Below are 13,639 nucleotides of genomic sequence, written 5' to 3' on the forward strand. Positions count from 1 at the left end.
TTCTTAAGATCGTCCCGGAAGCTTTACAATAAACATCGTATGTGAGTTCTCACTGCTCGCAGTGATGGTTCCGCCATGCGCATTCACAATCTCCTTGGCGATGGCAAGTCCAAGTCCGGCTCCGCCGGTAGCCGAGGATCTGGCGGTATCCAGCCTGTAGAATTTCTCAAATATCGTGTTCAGCTTATGGGGAGGAATCGTCTCACCCACATTGGCGAAGGTGATGACCACCGCACCTTGCTGCTTCACGGCGGTTACAGCGACATTCGTACCTGAGTAGCTGTAATGGATGGCATTCTTCATGATGTTGTTGAACACTCGCGCAAGCTTGTCCGGGTCACCATGCAGTGTCAGCTGCTCATCTACCTGTACGGATACGGTAAGCTCATGCTCTGCCAGCATCGGATGGAACTCATCGGCAATTTGCATTAGCATCATAGAGAGACTGATATCCATCTGCTCAAGTATAATCTTCTGCAGATTAAAGCGGGTAATATCAAAGAATTCATTGATGAGCTGTTCCAGACGGTATGCCTTCTCAAGAGTAATGTTCACGTACTTGGCCTTCTGCTCCATCGGCATATCCTGAGCTTCATCCAGCAGACTAAGATATCCGATAATGGACGTAAGCGGTGTTTTGATATCATGGGCGAGATAGACAACCAGGTCATTTTTTCGCTGCTCCGCCTCCTGGGCATCCTTCATTCTTTTTTTGAGCGTGTCCTTCACCAAATTCATCTTACGCTCAACCACTTCAAGCTCTGGAGATAGGGTGATAGGCTCGTCCGATTCCTCGACCAGCTTATCCATGCTCCGGTTGATTTCGTTAAAATAATGGGTTGCTCTGCTCAGTGTCCAATAGAAGATCAAGAACAGCAGCAGTATAAAGAAGATCCCGAGTATCAGATCCTTGTTCTGCTGAAATATAAGGTAGTACAGCTGGACTGCCGTTTTGTACTCAATATTTAGAACAACCTCTGCAAATCGGATGAATGCATCGGCAAAAGGAGCCTCAAGCACACCGTCAATCAGAATGTTTTTGGCTGCAAATCCGATAATAGCCGTTAGAACCGCGGTAAGAAGAATTTGAGTGATTATTTTGTTTTTGAGCTTACGAAAATCATCCTTCAACCTTATAACCTACTCCCCAGACCGTTTTAATATACTTGGGCTTGTCCATATGATCATTCATTTTCTCACGAAGATGTCTGATGTGAACCATTACGGTATTGTTGTTTGTGTAATATTTCTCTCCCCACACTTCCTGGAAGATTTGTTCGGAGCTCAGCACCTGACCTCGGTTAGCGCATAACATCCAGAGGATGGAGAACTCCGTCGGTGTTAAGGAGATCAGCTTCTCGTTCAAATAGCATTCGTGGGTATTCTTATTGAGAACCAGACCGGAGAAGGCAATGATTTTATCTTCATCCGTATGCGGATTCTCCAAATTGTACTTCGTAAACCGCCGGAGCTGAGCTTTGACACGGGCAACGAGCTCCAGCGGTCGAAACGGCTTGGTTACATAATCATCAGCACCTAGTGTCAGTCCCGTAATTTTATCGATTTCTTCTTCCTTCGCTGTAAGCATAATGATCGGGAAGTGGTGCTTCTCTCGAATCTGCTGGCAAATATCAAAACCGCTTATATCTGGAATCATAACATCAAGGATGGCTAGATTCAGCTTGTTTTGCTGGATACAGTCCAGAGCTTCCTTACCGCTGTAAAATTTATAAACCTCGTAGTTCTCCGCTTTTAGGTATAGCTCTACCAAATCAGCGATTTCCTTTTCATCGTCTACAACTAGAATCTTTGTGCTCATGGGAACCACCTTTACTTCATATCAGCTATCTTTATTCATTGTCTTATTTTAACCATAGCTTGATCAGAAAGCGAATCCTGCCTTTAGAACGAACCAATGCCCTGTCGTCATGACGAACAGGGCGTCACTGTTCGTCAGTGATTAAAAAATAGAGAGTGCATTCATCATTTGTCTAAAGGAGACCGCATAGGCGCTGCCTGAAAAATGGTTAACGAGATGCTCCCTGCCTGCACGCTGAATATGTTCTCGAAGAGCCTGGTTATTCATAAGCTCGATCGCCTCGGCAGCAGCCTGCTCGATATTGCCGAGTGAATAGAATTTACCCGTCTGATTGTGGGTGATGAAAGCCCTCACGCCATCAGAATCGGAACTAAGTACAGGTAAACCGCAGCTGATGGCTTCTGCAACGGCATAACCGAATCCTTCCATAATGGAAGTAGACAGCATAATACCACCCGATCTTGCGGCCATAGAATAATATTGCGGCATCATATTATTCGGAATGTTGCTGAAGATGCCGATCTTATCCTCCAGATCTAGTGCCTTTAGTGTATCGTAAAATTGCTGCTCGTCGGTCGGCACCGCGAGTGTGGGATCATGGAATACCCATATCTTGGCATTTGGCTTGTGCTGAATGATACGGTGACTGATATGAAGGAACTCCCGCCAGTTCTTATTGTGCTCAAGTCTTCCAATCCACATAATCGCTGGATAGGGCGGTATATCGGTATTCATCGGTGTGAATGTGGTTGTATCCAGCATGTTTGGAATGATAAAACGATGCATAAATGGACAAATCTCCGCAAATAACTGCTGAAGATGGGCTGTAGGGGGGATGAGTACAGCGTTGGCATGTGCTTGAAGATAAGGCATGGCTGTACATATCGTCTCAATCGCAGCTTCTCTCGTACCGAGACCCTGCGCTTCATAAATGATACGCCCCCTGTAATCCAGTACAAGCCGGAGCCGTTCCACCATGTTGATGTCGGATGTGACGATGATTGCATCATACTGCTGCTGGTTTAATAGAGATTTGATCTCTTCATCAAGATTGGTAATGAATACGGTACCGGTATTATTCTGCATACCTGTCCCTGGCTTAAGGTACAGGGTATGGGCTTCAATGCCGTGCTGATTCAGCACAGAGCATCGCAAACGGTTAAGTGTTTCCACACCTCCGCTTGGAATAAAGAAAGTAAAGAGGACTTTCAAGGCAGATCCCTCCTGCATTTTCTTATACGCCAGGTAGATAGAACGAAGAAGAAATGGGCGGTGGTAGGTTATCGTATTTGTCCGTATCCATTTAGTTCGTCTATCTAAAGTACGTGGTAGACCTGTATAGAGTGTGGGCTGAGAACTACTCGTTCACAATTTGGACATATTTTTTTAAGGATTCTTTTAAATTCATTTAAGCCATGTTTATAGTTGGATGGCTATGCTTAGTATGGATCATGCTTAGGTCTGAATTGATATAGAAAGGAAGTATCCAAAGTGCTGAGGTTAGATCAGGTAAGCAAGACGTTCGACAGCCACAGGGGAGTACATCATATGGACTTTTCGATGGAACGGGGTGAGATCGTCGGTTTTCTAGGTCCAAACGGTGCTGGTAAAACGACAACCATGCGTATGATTACCGGGTATTTGCGGCCGACAGCAGGGAAAGTGCTTCTCGATGGTAAATCCGTGCATGAGCAAGGTAAGATAGTCCGGTCCCGAATCGGATATTTACCCGAGACGCCTCCCTTGTATCCAGATATGTCGATTCTTTCATACTTGAAATTTGTAGCTAAACTGAGAGATGTGCCAGCGAGAGAACAAACGCGGAGAGTCGACGAAATGTTATCAAGACTAGGACTCGCTGGGCGAGAACGTCAGATCATCAGGACCTTGTCCAAAGGATACAAGCAGAGAGTAGGACTGGCTGGTGCCATTATACATAAGCCGGACTTGCTTGTGCTCGACGAACCGACATCAGGACTTGACCCTAATCAAATTATGGAAATTCGTAATCTCATCAGAGAGCTCGGCGATAATCATACCGTACTGCTTAGTACCCATATATTGCCCGAGGTGAGCACCCTTTGCAGCAGAGTGCTGATCATTAATCAAGGACAGCTGGTGATGGATGGGTCTCCTGCATCGATCGGCAGTACAATGAATCAATCGTTTCACGTTTCTCTCACTGTGAAGGGGGAATCGGAGACGGTCGTCCCGTTGATCCAAACCTGGGGAGAAAGTTTGGAGGAGAAGGTAGAGCTTAGCTCACACCAGGAAGAGGACGGCCTCGTCCGATTAGAGTTGAATGCCTCTGCTCATCATGATTATCGAGAAGAATTATTTTATTTATTGGCGAGATCGGAGCTTCCTATCCTCGAGTTGAAGAAGCAGGATCAGTCCCTTGAAGAGATATTCCAGAAGCTGACGACAGATGAAGCCGGAGAAGTGAATTCCGGGGAGGATGGCTCACTCCCTGTCTCTGCACCTGAACAAGAGCTGGAAGCGCAGAAGGGAAGTGAGGGTTCATGAAACGGATGCTCGCTATATTTTACAAAGAGCTGCAGTCCTATTTCCTCGCTCCAACCACCTATTTTGCCTTTGCAGTGTATGTCTTGCTGTCGAGTTTTTTGTTTTTTATGAGCTTTGTCTACTATCAGCCAAGCATCGTCGATTATCGGCTTGTTCTGGGGGATACGCTGTCACTGCTGCTGTATGTTATCCCTCTCCTGACCATGCGGCTGATCGCGGAGGAGTTCCGGCAGGGTACAGATGAGCTCTTGATGACTTCTCCTTCAAGTGTAATGGAGATTGTGTTCGGCAAGTATTTGGCAAGCTTGGTCATTCTCTTGGCTCTTATATTGTGCAGTCTTACTTATCCGCTGCTGATGTCCTTCTATGGAGATATCAATGAGACGACAGTGTGGGTATCTGCGCTGGGGCTCTTCCTGCTCGGTGCGGCGATGATGGCGATCGGAATGTTTGCCTCCTCGTTATCCCAGCATCAGATGGTCTCGGCAGTAGCCGGCTTTATTATTCTGTTTGTATTATGGATGCTGGATTCTTTCGGCGGAAATGCGGCAATTACTGCGTGGCTTGAACCCTTCTCTTTATCGAGCCGGTTCATGAATTTCACAAAGGGTGTCATAAGCGGAGCGGATGTTATCTTCTATCTTACTTTGACAGCCTTATTCCTCACGTTCAGCATTCAAGGCGTCGAGCGGAAAAGGTGGAGGTAAGAGAGATGAAAAAATGGTTGAATCATACGAACAGTGCTGTTATATCCATTGCCGTGACCGGCATTTTTATATTGCTCACGTTGTTCCTGAATTCATTAGGCGGCTTCCAGCTTGATCTGACTGCGAACAAGCAGAATACATTGTCTGAGCAAACTTTGGAGGCTATAGAGGGTGTAGAAGAAGACGTTAGAATGCTGGTCTTCACCGTAAATTCCTCCAGTGATGAGCTGCTGAACAGGGAAGTGCAGGATATTGTTGATGAATACAGTAAACGAAATAATAAATTGAAAGTGGAGCATTACAATCTGGAGAACGAGCCCATCCTGGCCCAGCAGTACGGTCTTACGGCAAGCTCTATTGTACTTGTTCAAGGAGACAAGCAGCAGGTTGTTCCTATGATTGATCTCTTCACTTCCGGTGAGACAGAAGGCTCTTATCTATTCTCTGGGGAAGAGAAGCTGACGCAGGCACTGAATTCGCTCTCTTCGGACGAGGTGCACCGAGTGGCCCTTCTTACGGGGCATGGTGAGCTGGATTTGTCTCTCGCAACAAGCTTTCAGTCATCCCTGAATCAAGGCAATGTTGAGACAGAAAAAATATCTCTTGCCGATGGAGAGGCTGTGCCGGAAGGGACGGATGTACTGGCCATTCTGGGACCGCAAAACGATTTGACGGATTCAGAGATGAAGCAGATACAATCATATATGGACAATGGCGGGAAATTGCTGCTTACGATGGCTTTTCATGAAAATATGAATACCGCTTGGCCTAATATTGATGCGCTCGCTGAGCAATACGGAGTCCATAACGAACATGCGGTAATGGTCGACCCGGAACAGTCGATGTCGATGGGACCGCTGTGGTCGATGCCGGTATTTCAGTCTCATCCCATTACGGATAAGCTGATTGAGAATAACTTAACCCCTGTGTTTTCACTGACTCTTGGACTCAGCGCCACCGAGCAGGACAAATGGACGGTCGCTCCGATTGTGCAGTCTTCGGAGAGCAGTTATGGGGAGACGAATGTAGAAGGACTTCTTGTTAACGATACGGATAATGATGCGGAGGCCGATCTGCAGGGACCTGTAGATGTGGGATATGCCATAAGTACAAAGGATGGCAAGCCAAAGGCAGTTATTCTGGGTGCAACCACATTTATTCAGGATTCCGAATTCTCAACGGGCGGGAATCGTGATTTTATTCTGAACACGGTAAATTACCTGGCTGAGAAGGAGAACGGTGTTACAATCAGACCCAAAGAGCAGGCGGGCTATGAATTGGCATATCTGACACCTTCTCAAGGCTCCGGAATCTTTGTTATTGCGGTCATTTTATTCCCGCTGTTATTTGTTATAGCAGGTATTCTATTATGGTGGAGGCGGAGAAGATAATGAAGAAATTCATTCCTACTCTGTTGCTGCTCGTTATTCTGGCAGGCGGCTGGATCTTCGCTCATTCCCAGAACTATTTCAAGGAAGAACCGGAGACGGCGCGCAAGCTGATAGATACCAGTACCTTTGATCCTAGTGCAATCGAGAAATTCAGTGTTATTACTGGAGGGGAAGAAGTCCAGTTGACCAAAGAGCAGGATGGCTGGGTCATGACACAGCCGGAAGCATACCCCGTGAACAGCTATGCGGTAGACAACTGGCTGGAAGCACTCCGTGCAGCTGAAATGACGAAGGTAATCGAGGATCAACCAACGGATATCGAGAAATATGGCCTTGACCTTGCAGGAGATGGGATCGTCATGACAGCCCAGGATGGCACTGAATTCACCTTGGCCGTTGGTCATATGTTGCCTACAGGAGAAGATAATTATGTACAGATCGATGGAAGCCTGGTGGCAGCTGTCAGTGAGGCCGAGGTTTCAAGCCTGATGCTCACTCCGCTTCAATTTATGGATACCACACCTTTTGAATGGGACAATGACCAGCTGGCATCGCTGGAGTGGGAAGGCGAAAATTCCACATGGGTGCTGAAGCGTACTACTGATGAAGAGAACAGCTGGACCATGAACGGGAAGAGTGTTGAGCTGGCTGGAGCAGATTCCTTAATGAATCTAACGAAAAATACGGCGACAGATCAAGTGCTCAAACGGCTTGATGCCAATCAGGCTCAGATTGCTTTTACATTGACAGCTGTATTCAAGGACGGTACGAACAGAGTGTATCAAGGCTGGACGGATTCATCAGAGCCAGGTGTCATTTTCGTCAAGACAGCAGAGGATTCGCTTAGTTATGTTCTTGCGTCAGATGCGATTCAAGAAATCGAGGATAGAGCAGAAGAGCTGCTGAGCAGCGATGCAGAAGTAAATGATGAGGATACGGAGTAAAGCAGATTAAATACTATAACACGGAGAATTGCCCTTTCGAATGAACAATAGAAATGAACTCTGATCTTTAGTTCATCTCGTTGTTCCTTTGATCGCTGATGGCAGTTCTCCTTTTTTTCCTGAAGCGCTGCTATTGTATGATTCTCATTTAAGGGTGAATACAGCAGCGCACATCCTCATCCCTCGCATCGTTGGTTCCAAATCCTTTCAGCATATAGGTTAGCTCGTTTGTACACCTTAATGGAGTACCTTAACCTACACTTGAAATGGAGGATGAACGAATGCCAGGAATGAACAAAACAAAAGCAATCACGTTATCTTTATCCACCGCTTTACTTGTCATGTCTGGACTAACAGGCTGTGGCACGAACACGGATAATCATGATTTGAATACCAATAATGTGCGTAACAACAACGCCGATTATAACAATCGGTACGGAATTAATGCGAACAGTGTTCATCGTACCGATAATCTCAGAAACAGCGATGAGTTATCACAGGCTATATCTGATATGGATGGAGTGGGAAATGCTTATGTTCTCCTTACTGATCGTAACGCTTATGTTGCGGTATCGCTCAAAGACGGGGTCCAGCCGCAAAGCACAAGACACCACAATCACCGTAATATGAAGAGCAAGGACCTCGGCAGCATGGGAGTGAAGACCGGGACAAGAGCTCCTTATACAACAAGCGGTATCGCTCCAGGACTCACCAATGATTATTCCCAGAGCAACATGCTTGGAGATTCTGCGAACGGTCCTCGAGGAGCAGGCGGATTGTTTAATCCGAACAATGTACGAATGAATGATACCAAAGGTCCGACAACGTATACTAAAATGAATGATCATGACCAGGCCGAAGAAGAAGTATCTGATCAAATGAAGAAAAAGATCACAGCGAAGATCAAAAAAATGTCTCCAGGTGTGAAAAATGTCTACATCTCAGCTAATGCAGACTTTGTAGGTCGTGCTCAAGGTTATGTTAACGATGTAGCCGAGGGAAGACCGATCAGCGGATTTATTGATGAATTTCAAACCATGATGGATCGTTTGTTCCCGACGAACGGAACCATGATTGACAACAACAATAATCGTTAATCCAGAATAGAAGAGCTTATGGGGAATGAATATAAAAAAGGCGTTGTTCCAGAGAGATGCTCTAAGGGACAACGCCTTGCTTTGCTTCATTATCTACTGTCCGTGCTTAACGCACGTCCTTTGATCCATACCTGTTTAAGCTCAAGTGAGGCATCGAGCAGCAGCAGATCCGCCTGCTTCCCTTGATCAATAGTACCTGTAGCATCCAATATGCCCAGAAGCTCGGCTGGATTATGACTAGCTGCCTGCGAAGCTTCTACAATACTGAGCCCGGCCTCCTGCACGAGGAAGCGGAACCCGCGAATCATTGTAAGTGTACTGCCTGCTAGGGTAACTCCATCCTCTAAACGAGCCACACCATCCTTGACGATGACCGGCAGGTCACCGAGGGTGTAATTTCCATCCTCAAGACCTGTTGCCGAAATGGCATCCGTAATGAGTACCAGCTTCTGCAGTCTGCTTTTTAACTGAGCAAGAAGAGAGACTGCGGCAGGATGGACATGAATTCCGTCTGCAATGATTTCGGCGCTGATCCGTTCATCACTGAGCACAGCACCGGCTACCCCTGGTTTGCGGTGATGAAGAGGTGTCATCGCGTTGAAGGTATGAACAGCATGGTGGAGTCCCGCTTCAACAGCGGCTTCGACTTCTTCATAAGTTGCATCGGTATGACCCAATGCCGCAATAATTCCTTTTTCTTTGAGCCATGCGATTACCTCATGCGCACCTTGTTGTTCAGGAGCAAGCGTTACTTGCCGAACGAGTTCGGGATATTGCTGTTCCCAAGAGATCAGCCAATTTACATTCGGTAACGAGATATGCTCCGGATTTTGTGCTCCGGGCCATTTTGAACTAATAAAAGGGCCTTCAAGATGAACTCCTGCAAGCTGTGCGTAAGGCATCTCTTTGGCACGGTATTTGTTCACTTCGCTGAGCACCTTCTCGATCCAATCTTTAGGTGCAGTCATGGTTGTAGCAAGCATCGTCGTGGTTCCTTGAGAAGCGTGGTAAGACGTTATTGTATTGAGTACGTTCTCATCTGAGTTCATAAAGTCCTCACCACCGCCGCCATGAACGTGGATATCAATGAAGCCGGGAACAATATATCCATTCTCGCTTGTGAACGTTTCTATGTCCCCTTCGTTCCAGCGATGAGGTAGAGCTGCATGGGTTCCTGCGTACACGATAGTATCATTTTCAATGACAACGACACCATCCTCAATTATGCAGTCCTTGGTAACAACATTTCCGTATATTTTAGTAAGCAATTACATCAGCCTCCCTGCACCACGGTCTAACAGTACAATAACGTTCGGATGGCACTGAAGCAAGGATGCAGGGCACTCTGTTGTGATAGGACCGGTCAGAGCTGTACGAATAATTTCTGCCTTGTCTTCACCGCGGGCAACGAGAAGGATTTGTTTCGCTTTGAGAATAGAACCGACGCCCATCGTCATAGCCTGCTTAGGTACATCAGACGGAGAATCAAAGAATCGGGCATTCGCCTTGCGGGTTTCATCTTTGAGATCAACGACATGAGTTCCGCTTGTCAGGCTGGCTCCAGGTTCATTAAATCCAATGTGCCCGTTATGTCCTATGCCTAGCAGCTGAATGTCGACAGGGCCGTGATCATTGACCAGCTGTTCGTAATGAGCGCATTCCGCCGTCAAGTCAGTTGCATTCCCATTGGGTACATGAGTGAGATTCATATTCATATCAATGTGGTTAAACAGCTGCTCATTCATAAAGCTGCGGTAGCTCTGTGGGTGATCCTCAGGAAGCCCTACATACTCATCAAGATTGAAGGAGGAAGCTTGGGCAAAGCTGACGAGTCCTTTGCTGTACATTTGAATGAGCTCCTTATATATACCGACAGGGGAACTGCCGGTTGCCAGACCCAATACGGCCTTACGCTTGGATTGCAGAAGAGCGGCAATAATGCCGGCACCGGTTGCATTCAAGTCATGTTCATGTTCAAAAGTCCAAATATTCATATGAGATCACCCTTCATTTCTTAGTTTGGTTCGCTGCACTTGCTCATAGGACACATTCAATCTAGGGACAAACCGATCAAAGTCGTGACTAACCATGCCGGTAAAAATAATGTCGATCACATGAAGGAGTGCGATCCGAGAGGCCATATCTCCTCTGCGCATACCTTGTTCCAGCGAAGAGGTGAACAAGGGAATATCTGCAATAGAGGCCAGTGTACTGTGTCCGTAAGAGGTCAGAGAGATGGTGCGGGCTCCGTTCTCTTTGGCACAGCGGAGTGCATCAATCGTATCCTGTGTTTCACCCGAATAGGACACGGCAAATGCAACATCCTGCTCACCCAATGAAGAGGCCGAAGTGACCTGCATATGTCCATCGGAAAAAGCAGTACAGGAAACGCCAATACGGATCAGCTTCTGATAAAAGTCCTGCGTTACAATGGATGAGGTTGCTACACCGTACAGATCAATGCGTCTAGCGCCGCATAAGAGCTTAATCGCATCCTCCAGGCGTTCATGATCAAGTAATCGGGTAGTATCCGTAATGGAAGCGAGATGGTTCGCCTCAATTGCTTCTATAATTGTAGTAAGTGAATTTCCCGCGACAATATCCTGATAAGCCGTAACCCCTGTAGGCTGGGAAATTTCCGCTGCCAGCTTCATTTTAAAGTCGGGAAAACCTCTGAAATGACGAGATTTGCAAAAACGGGTTACCGTTGCAGGACTCGTACCGCTGTTCTCAGCTAGTTCCTTAATCGATAACCCGGTCACCTCAGCGGGAGATGCCAAAATAACTTCTGCAATCCGGCGCTCCTGGGAAGGAAGCTGATCGAGCTCTCTGGAGAGAGCATTAAGTATTGTCGTCATAACTCATCCGCCTTGTTAGAAAATTAATTTCACAAATATATTAATTTTAATGAAAATTATTTTTGTATAACTTCATCTTAATCAAAATACAGAGCAAAATCAACCGTTCGCCACACATTTCCTCAGCCTTACTAGCATGTACTTGAAGTTTGATCTTTAGCCCATTTTTTTCCGCAGATTGAACCAATATAGGTGATTTTACATAAGATGATTTGACTGTATCCCTTAACCTTGTTACACCATACAAACCCGGGCAAGGAGGGGTAAACATTGAAGGGTGACCACAAGAGCAAATTTTTGTTGACCCACCGTGAACGCGAAGTATTCGAGCTTCTGGTGCAGGACAAAACGACACGCGACATTGCAGGACTTCTCTTTATCAGCGAGAAAACAGTCCGAAACCACATTTCTAATGTCATGCAAAAACTCAATGTTAAGGGTCGTTCACAAGCGGTAGTGGAATTGATCAAGTTAGGAGAATTAAAAATCTGACGAAGACACGGAGTTCTTTCGTTTTCGTCATGGCCCTCTTCGCTCATCCGAATTGGATGAGAGAGGAGGGCTTCCGTTTGTGTTAGAGGAGATGAGATCGTGGGCTGACTGGAGTTATACATAGGTGGAAGGGGAAATGATGTTAGAAGCTGCGAGTGTTGGGTACTTTTGGCGGAAGGGGAAACGCTGTTTTTGTGCTGCTCACTCCGGTTGTTTTTGCTTGGACGCGGGTAGGTCGAAGAAGCAGTGGTCCAAGCAAAAGCCAAAAGTCGTTCTCATCTCAAAAACAGCTTATTCCCGAGAAGGGCAGCGTCAGAAATCCTCATCTCCTCTGGGGTGTGGAGGAGGGGGACGTGGTTGCTCTCCTAGGTGAGCAACCAGTCTGAGAGTGAAGGGCTGTTGCGTGTGGTGGGTAGTTTGGAGCGAGGGGGAACGCTGTTAGATGTTGCGCATGGAGGGTGCTTTGGAGCGAGGGGGAACGCTGTTTTTGTGCTGCTCACTCCGGTTGTTTTTGCTTGGACGCGGGTAGGTCGAAGAAGCAGTGGTCCAAGCAAAAGCCAAAAGTCGTTCTCATCTCAAAAACAGCTTATTCCCGAGAAGGGCAGCGTCAGAAATCCTTTATTCTCTGTCCTGTAATCGCTATAGTACATAATTAGATAGGTAGAAAGAAAGCGCACTCAATACTTATACATAACAATAAGGAGATGGGCTGTCACTATGGAAAGCACTACTAAACTGAAGTTGAATCGTACGGAGATTGAAAGGATATGTTCAGCTGCTTTTACGAATACCGGAAAGCTTAAGCTGGCAGAGGAGCTTACTGAAGGCTGGGCAAATTCAGCTTATCTCATCACCCTGGAGGATGATACGAAGGTCGTAGCGAAGATCGCAGCAAGCACGGACTCCTTCATGCGTTACGAGCGTAACTTGATGCGTGCGGAGGTTGAGGTGCTGCGGCTGTTGGAATCTTCAGGATTCCCCATTGCGCCACGGGTCATTTATCATGATGCTACAAAAAGCATAATCGAGTCTGAGTATTTTCTGATGAGCTATATTCCGGGGCAGTCTTTGAACAAGATCAAAAATGAACTCTCGGAGAGCACATTAACGGAGATTTATCAGCAGCTGGGCGCATACAATCGTGAGATGAATGAAATCAAGGGAGATGGATTTGGCTATTACGCACAAGAGGAGAGAAGAAAATCAACTTGGCGTGAAGCTTTTTTTCTAATGCTGGATGATCATTTTGCCGACGCGGAAGAGCGTGGCGTGAAACTGCCTGTTCCTGGCAACGAAATGCGTGCAGCGATGTACAGACTTGCCGACGCATTGGATGAAGTGACAGAGCCCCGGCTTATCATCTGGGATTTATGGGACGGGAATGTGATGATTGAAAGTAACAAAATTTCAGGCTTGATTGATTTTGAACGTGCTTTTTGGGGAGATCCGCTGATGGAGTACCATTTTAATCATAAAAATGAAGTTACAGATTTTCGTGTAGGGTATGGCAGGGATGTTGTTACTGAGGCGGAACATAAGCGGCGTGCGCTGTATGATGTGTACCTTGATTTAATTTTGTGTGTGGAATGTGCCTACCGGGGTTACACAGACACCAATTATTTAAAATGGGCCTCAGATAATCTTGTTCAAAGCTGGGAACAATTTATTCGGCAATACGGATGATCATATTTCAGATACATGATCTTAAGGCGGAAGAGTAACGATTAAGAGAAACTTTTAGATTTAGGCTTTTTACGTGAAAAAGATTGATGGAACTATTGATTTTATCACAGCGTCTAATCCAA

14 protein-coding genes are annotated in these 13,639 nt (G+C 46.3%); 8 read left to right on the top strand and 6 right to left on the bottom strand.

Annotation, left to right across the window (positions count from 1 at the left end; all coding sequences use genetic code 11):
* Positions 1–3: 3 nt before the first annotated feature.
* The 3 genes from vanS to BLW49_RS21990 form a co-directional block, all read right to left on the bottom strand.
* Positions 4–1,131, bottom strand: coding sequence for a vancomycin resistance histidine kinase VanS (gene vanS / locus BLW49_RS21980; protein WP_076315084.1), 1,128 nt, complete (start codon positions 1,129–1,131; stop codon positions 4–6).
* Positions 1,121–1,819 carry a VanR-ABDEGLN family response regulator transcription factor gene (gene vanR, locus BLW49_RS21985; RefSeq protein ID WP_076315085.1) on the bottom strand — a complete coding sequence of 233 codons (699 nt, stop codon included), beginning with the start codon at positions 1,817–1,819 and terminating at the stop codon, positions 1,121–1,123. The genes vanS and vanR overlap by 11 nt, the downstream gene beginning before the upstream one ends.
* Before the next feature lie 141 nt (positions 1,820–1,960).
* Entirely contained in the window at positions 1,961–3,031 is a 1,071-nt protein-coding gene (locus tag BLW49_RS21990) for a glycosyltransferase family 4 protein (protein ID WP_083656166.1), read from the bottom strand.
* A 279-nt stretch (positions 3,032–3,310) separates the two neighbouring features.
* Between BLW49_RS21990 and BLW49_RS21995 the strand changes: the two genes are divergently transcribed.
* The 5 genes from BLW49_RS21995 to BLW49_RS22015 all read left to right on the top strand — a co-directional run bounded on the left by BLW49_RS21995 (position 3,311) and on the right by BLW49_RS22015 (position 8,484).
* The gene (locus tag BLW49_RS21995) at positions 3,311–4,345 is read left to right on the top strand and encodes an ATP-binding cassette domain-containing protein (protein WP_090726896.1); all 1,035 of its coding nucleotides are present in this window, start codon (positions 3,311–3,313) and stop codon (positions 4,343–4,345) included.
* Positions 4,342–5,052: an ABC transporter permease subunit gene (locus BLW49_RS22000; RefSeq protein WP_076315088.1), complete on the top strand. Its 711-nt coding sequence runs from the start codon at positions 4,342–4,344 to the stop codon at positions 5,050–5,052. Before BLW49_RS21995 ends, BLW49_RS22000 begins: the two co-directional genes overlap by 4 nt.
* A gap of 5 nt (positions 5,053–5,057) precedes the next feature.
* On the top strand, positions 5,058–6,443 hold the full coding sequence (locus BLW49_RS22005) for a GldG family protein (RefSeq protein WP_076315089.1): 1,386 nt from the start codon (positions 5,058–5,060) through the stop codon (positions 6,441–6,443).
* Positions 6,443–7,387 carry a DUF4340 domain-containing protein gene (locus BLW49_RS22010; RefSeq protein WP_177178823.1) on the top strand — a complete coding sequence of 315 codons (945 nt, stop codon included), beginning with the start codon at positions 6,443–6,445 and terminating at the stop codon, positions 7,385–7,387. The genes BLW49_RS22005 and BLW49_RS22010 overlap by 1 nt, the downstream gene beginning before the upstream one ends.
* A 281-nt stretch (positions 7,388–7,668) precedes the next feature.
* A complete protein-coding gene (locus BLW49_RS22015; protein ID WP_076315091.1) occupies positions 7,669–8,484 on the top strand; it encodes a YhcN/YlaJ family sporulation lipoprotein in 816 nt (271 codons plus the stop codon).
* Between the two features lie 89 nt (positions 8,485–8,573).
* Here BLW49_RS22015 and nagA read toward each other — a convergent pair whose 3' ends face one another.
* From nagA to BLW49_RS22030, 3 genes are read right to left on the bottom strand one after another with little or no spacing between them, the layout of a single operon-like run.
* Positions 8,574–9,752, bottom strand: coding sequence for an N-acetylglucosamine-6-phosphate deacetylase (gene nagA, locus BLW49_RS22020; RefSeq protein ID WP_090726899.1), 1,179 nt, complete (start codon positions 9,750–9,752; stop codon positions 8,574–8,576).
* Positions 9,753–10,478, bottom strand: coding sequence for a glucosamine-6-phosphate deaminase (gene nagB, locus BLW49_RS22025; RefSeq protein ID WP_076315093.1), 726 nt, complete (start codon positions 10,476–10,478; stop codon positions 9,753–9,755).
* 6 nt (positions 10,479–10,484) lie between these two features.
* Positions 10,485–11,342 (bottom strand): MurR/RpiR family transcriptional regulator, encoded by an 858-nt coding sequence (locus tag BLW49_RS22030; protein ID WP_076315094.1) that lies wholly within the window; start codon positions 11,340–11,342, stop codon positions 10,485–10,487.
* A 270-nt stretch (positions 11,343–11,612) separates the two neighbouring features.
* On the opposite strand from BLW49_RS22030, the gene BLW49_RS22035 reads away from it, so the two are divergent.
* The 3 genes from BLW49_RS22035 (at position 11,613) to BLW49_RS22045 (ending at position 13,517) form a co-directional block, all read left to right on the top strand.
* Complete coding sequence (locus tag BLW49_RS22035; protein WP_047913631.1) at positions 11,613–11,834, top strand: helix-turn-helix domain-containing protein; 222 nt, start codon at positions 11,613–11,615, stop codon at positions 11,832–11,834.
* 369 nt (positions 11,835–12,203) lie between these two features.
* The gene (locus BLW49_RS28575) at positions 12,204–12,470 is read left to right on the top strand and encodes a hypothetical protein (RefSeq protein ID WP_143042146.1); all 267 of its coding nucleotides are present in this window, start codon (positions 12,204–12,206) and stop codon (positions 12,468–12,470) included.
* A gap of 81 nt (positions 12,471–12,551) precedes the next feature.
* Positions 12,552–13,517 (top strand): phosphotransferase family protein, encoded by a 966-nt coding sequence (locus tag BLW49_RS22045; RefSeq protein ID WP_090726903.1) that lies wholly within the window; start codon positions 12,552–12,554, stop codon positions 13,515–13,517.
* Positions 13,518–13,639: the final 122 nt, after the last annotated feature.

The organism is Paenibacillus sp. PDC88 (assembly GCF_900106725.1).
Taxonomy (GTDB): domain Bacteria; phylum Bacillota; class Bacilli; order Paenibacillales; family Paenibacillaceae; genus Paenibacillus; species Paenibacillus shunpengii.

What these genes read in the sequence shown, in the direction of transcription:
- vanR (WP_076315085.1), bottom strand. Translation starts at nt 1,819, where the DNA reads ATGAGCACAAAGATTCTAGTTGTAGACGATGAAAAGGAAATCGCTGAT.
- BLW49_RS22000 (WP_076315088.1), top strand. Translation starts at nt 4,342, where the DNA reads ATGAAACGGATGCTCGCTATATTTTACAAAGAGCTGCAGTCCTATTTC.
- BLW49_RS22005 (WP_076315089.1), top strand. Translation starts at nt 5,058, where the DNA reads ATGAAAAAATGGTTGAATCATACGAACAGTGCTGTTATATCCATTGCC.
- BLW49_RS22010 (WP_177178823.1), top strand. Translation starts at nt 6,443, where the DNA reads ATGAAGAAATTCATTCCTACTCTGTTGCTGCTCGTTATTCTGGCAGGC.
- BLW49_RS22015 (WP_076315091.1), top strand. Translation starts at nt 7,669, where the DNA reads ATGCCAGGAATGAACAAAACAAAAGCAATCACGTTATCTTTATCCACC.
- nagB (WP_076315093.1), bottom strand. Translation starts at nt 10,478, where the DNA reads ATGAATATTTGGACTTTTGAACATGAACATGACTTGAATGCAACCGGT.
- BLW49_RS22030 (WP_076315094.1), bottom strand. Translation starts at nt 11,342, where the DNA reads ATGACGACAATACTTAATGCTCTCTCCAGAGAGCTCGATCAGCTTCCT.
- BLW49_RS22045 (WP_090726903.1), top strand. Translation starts at nt 12,552, where the DNA reads ATGGAAAGCACTACTAAACTGAAGTTGAATCGTACGGAGATTGAAAGG.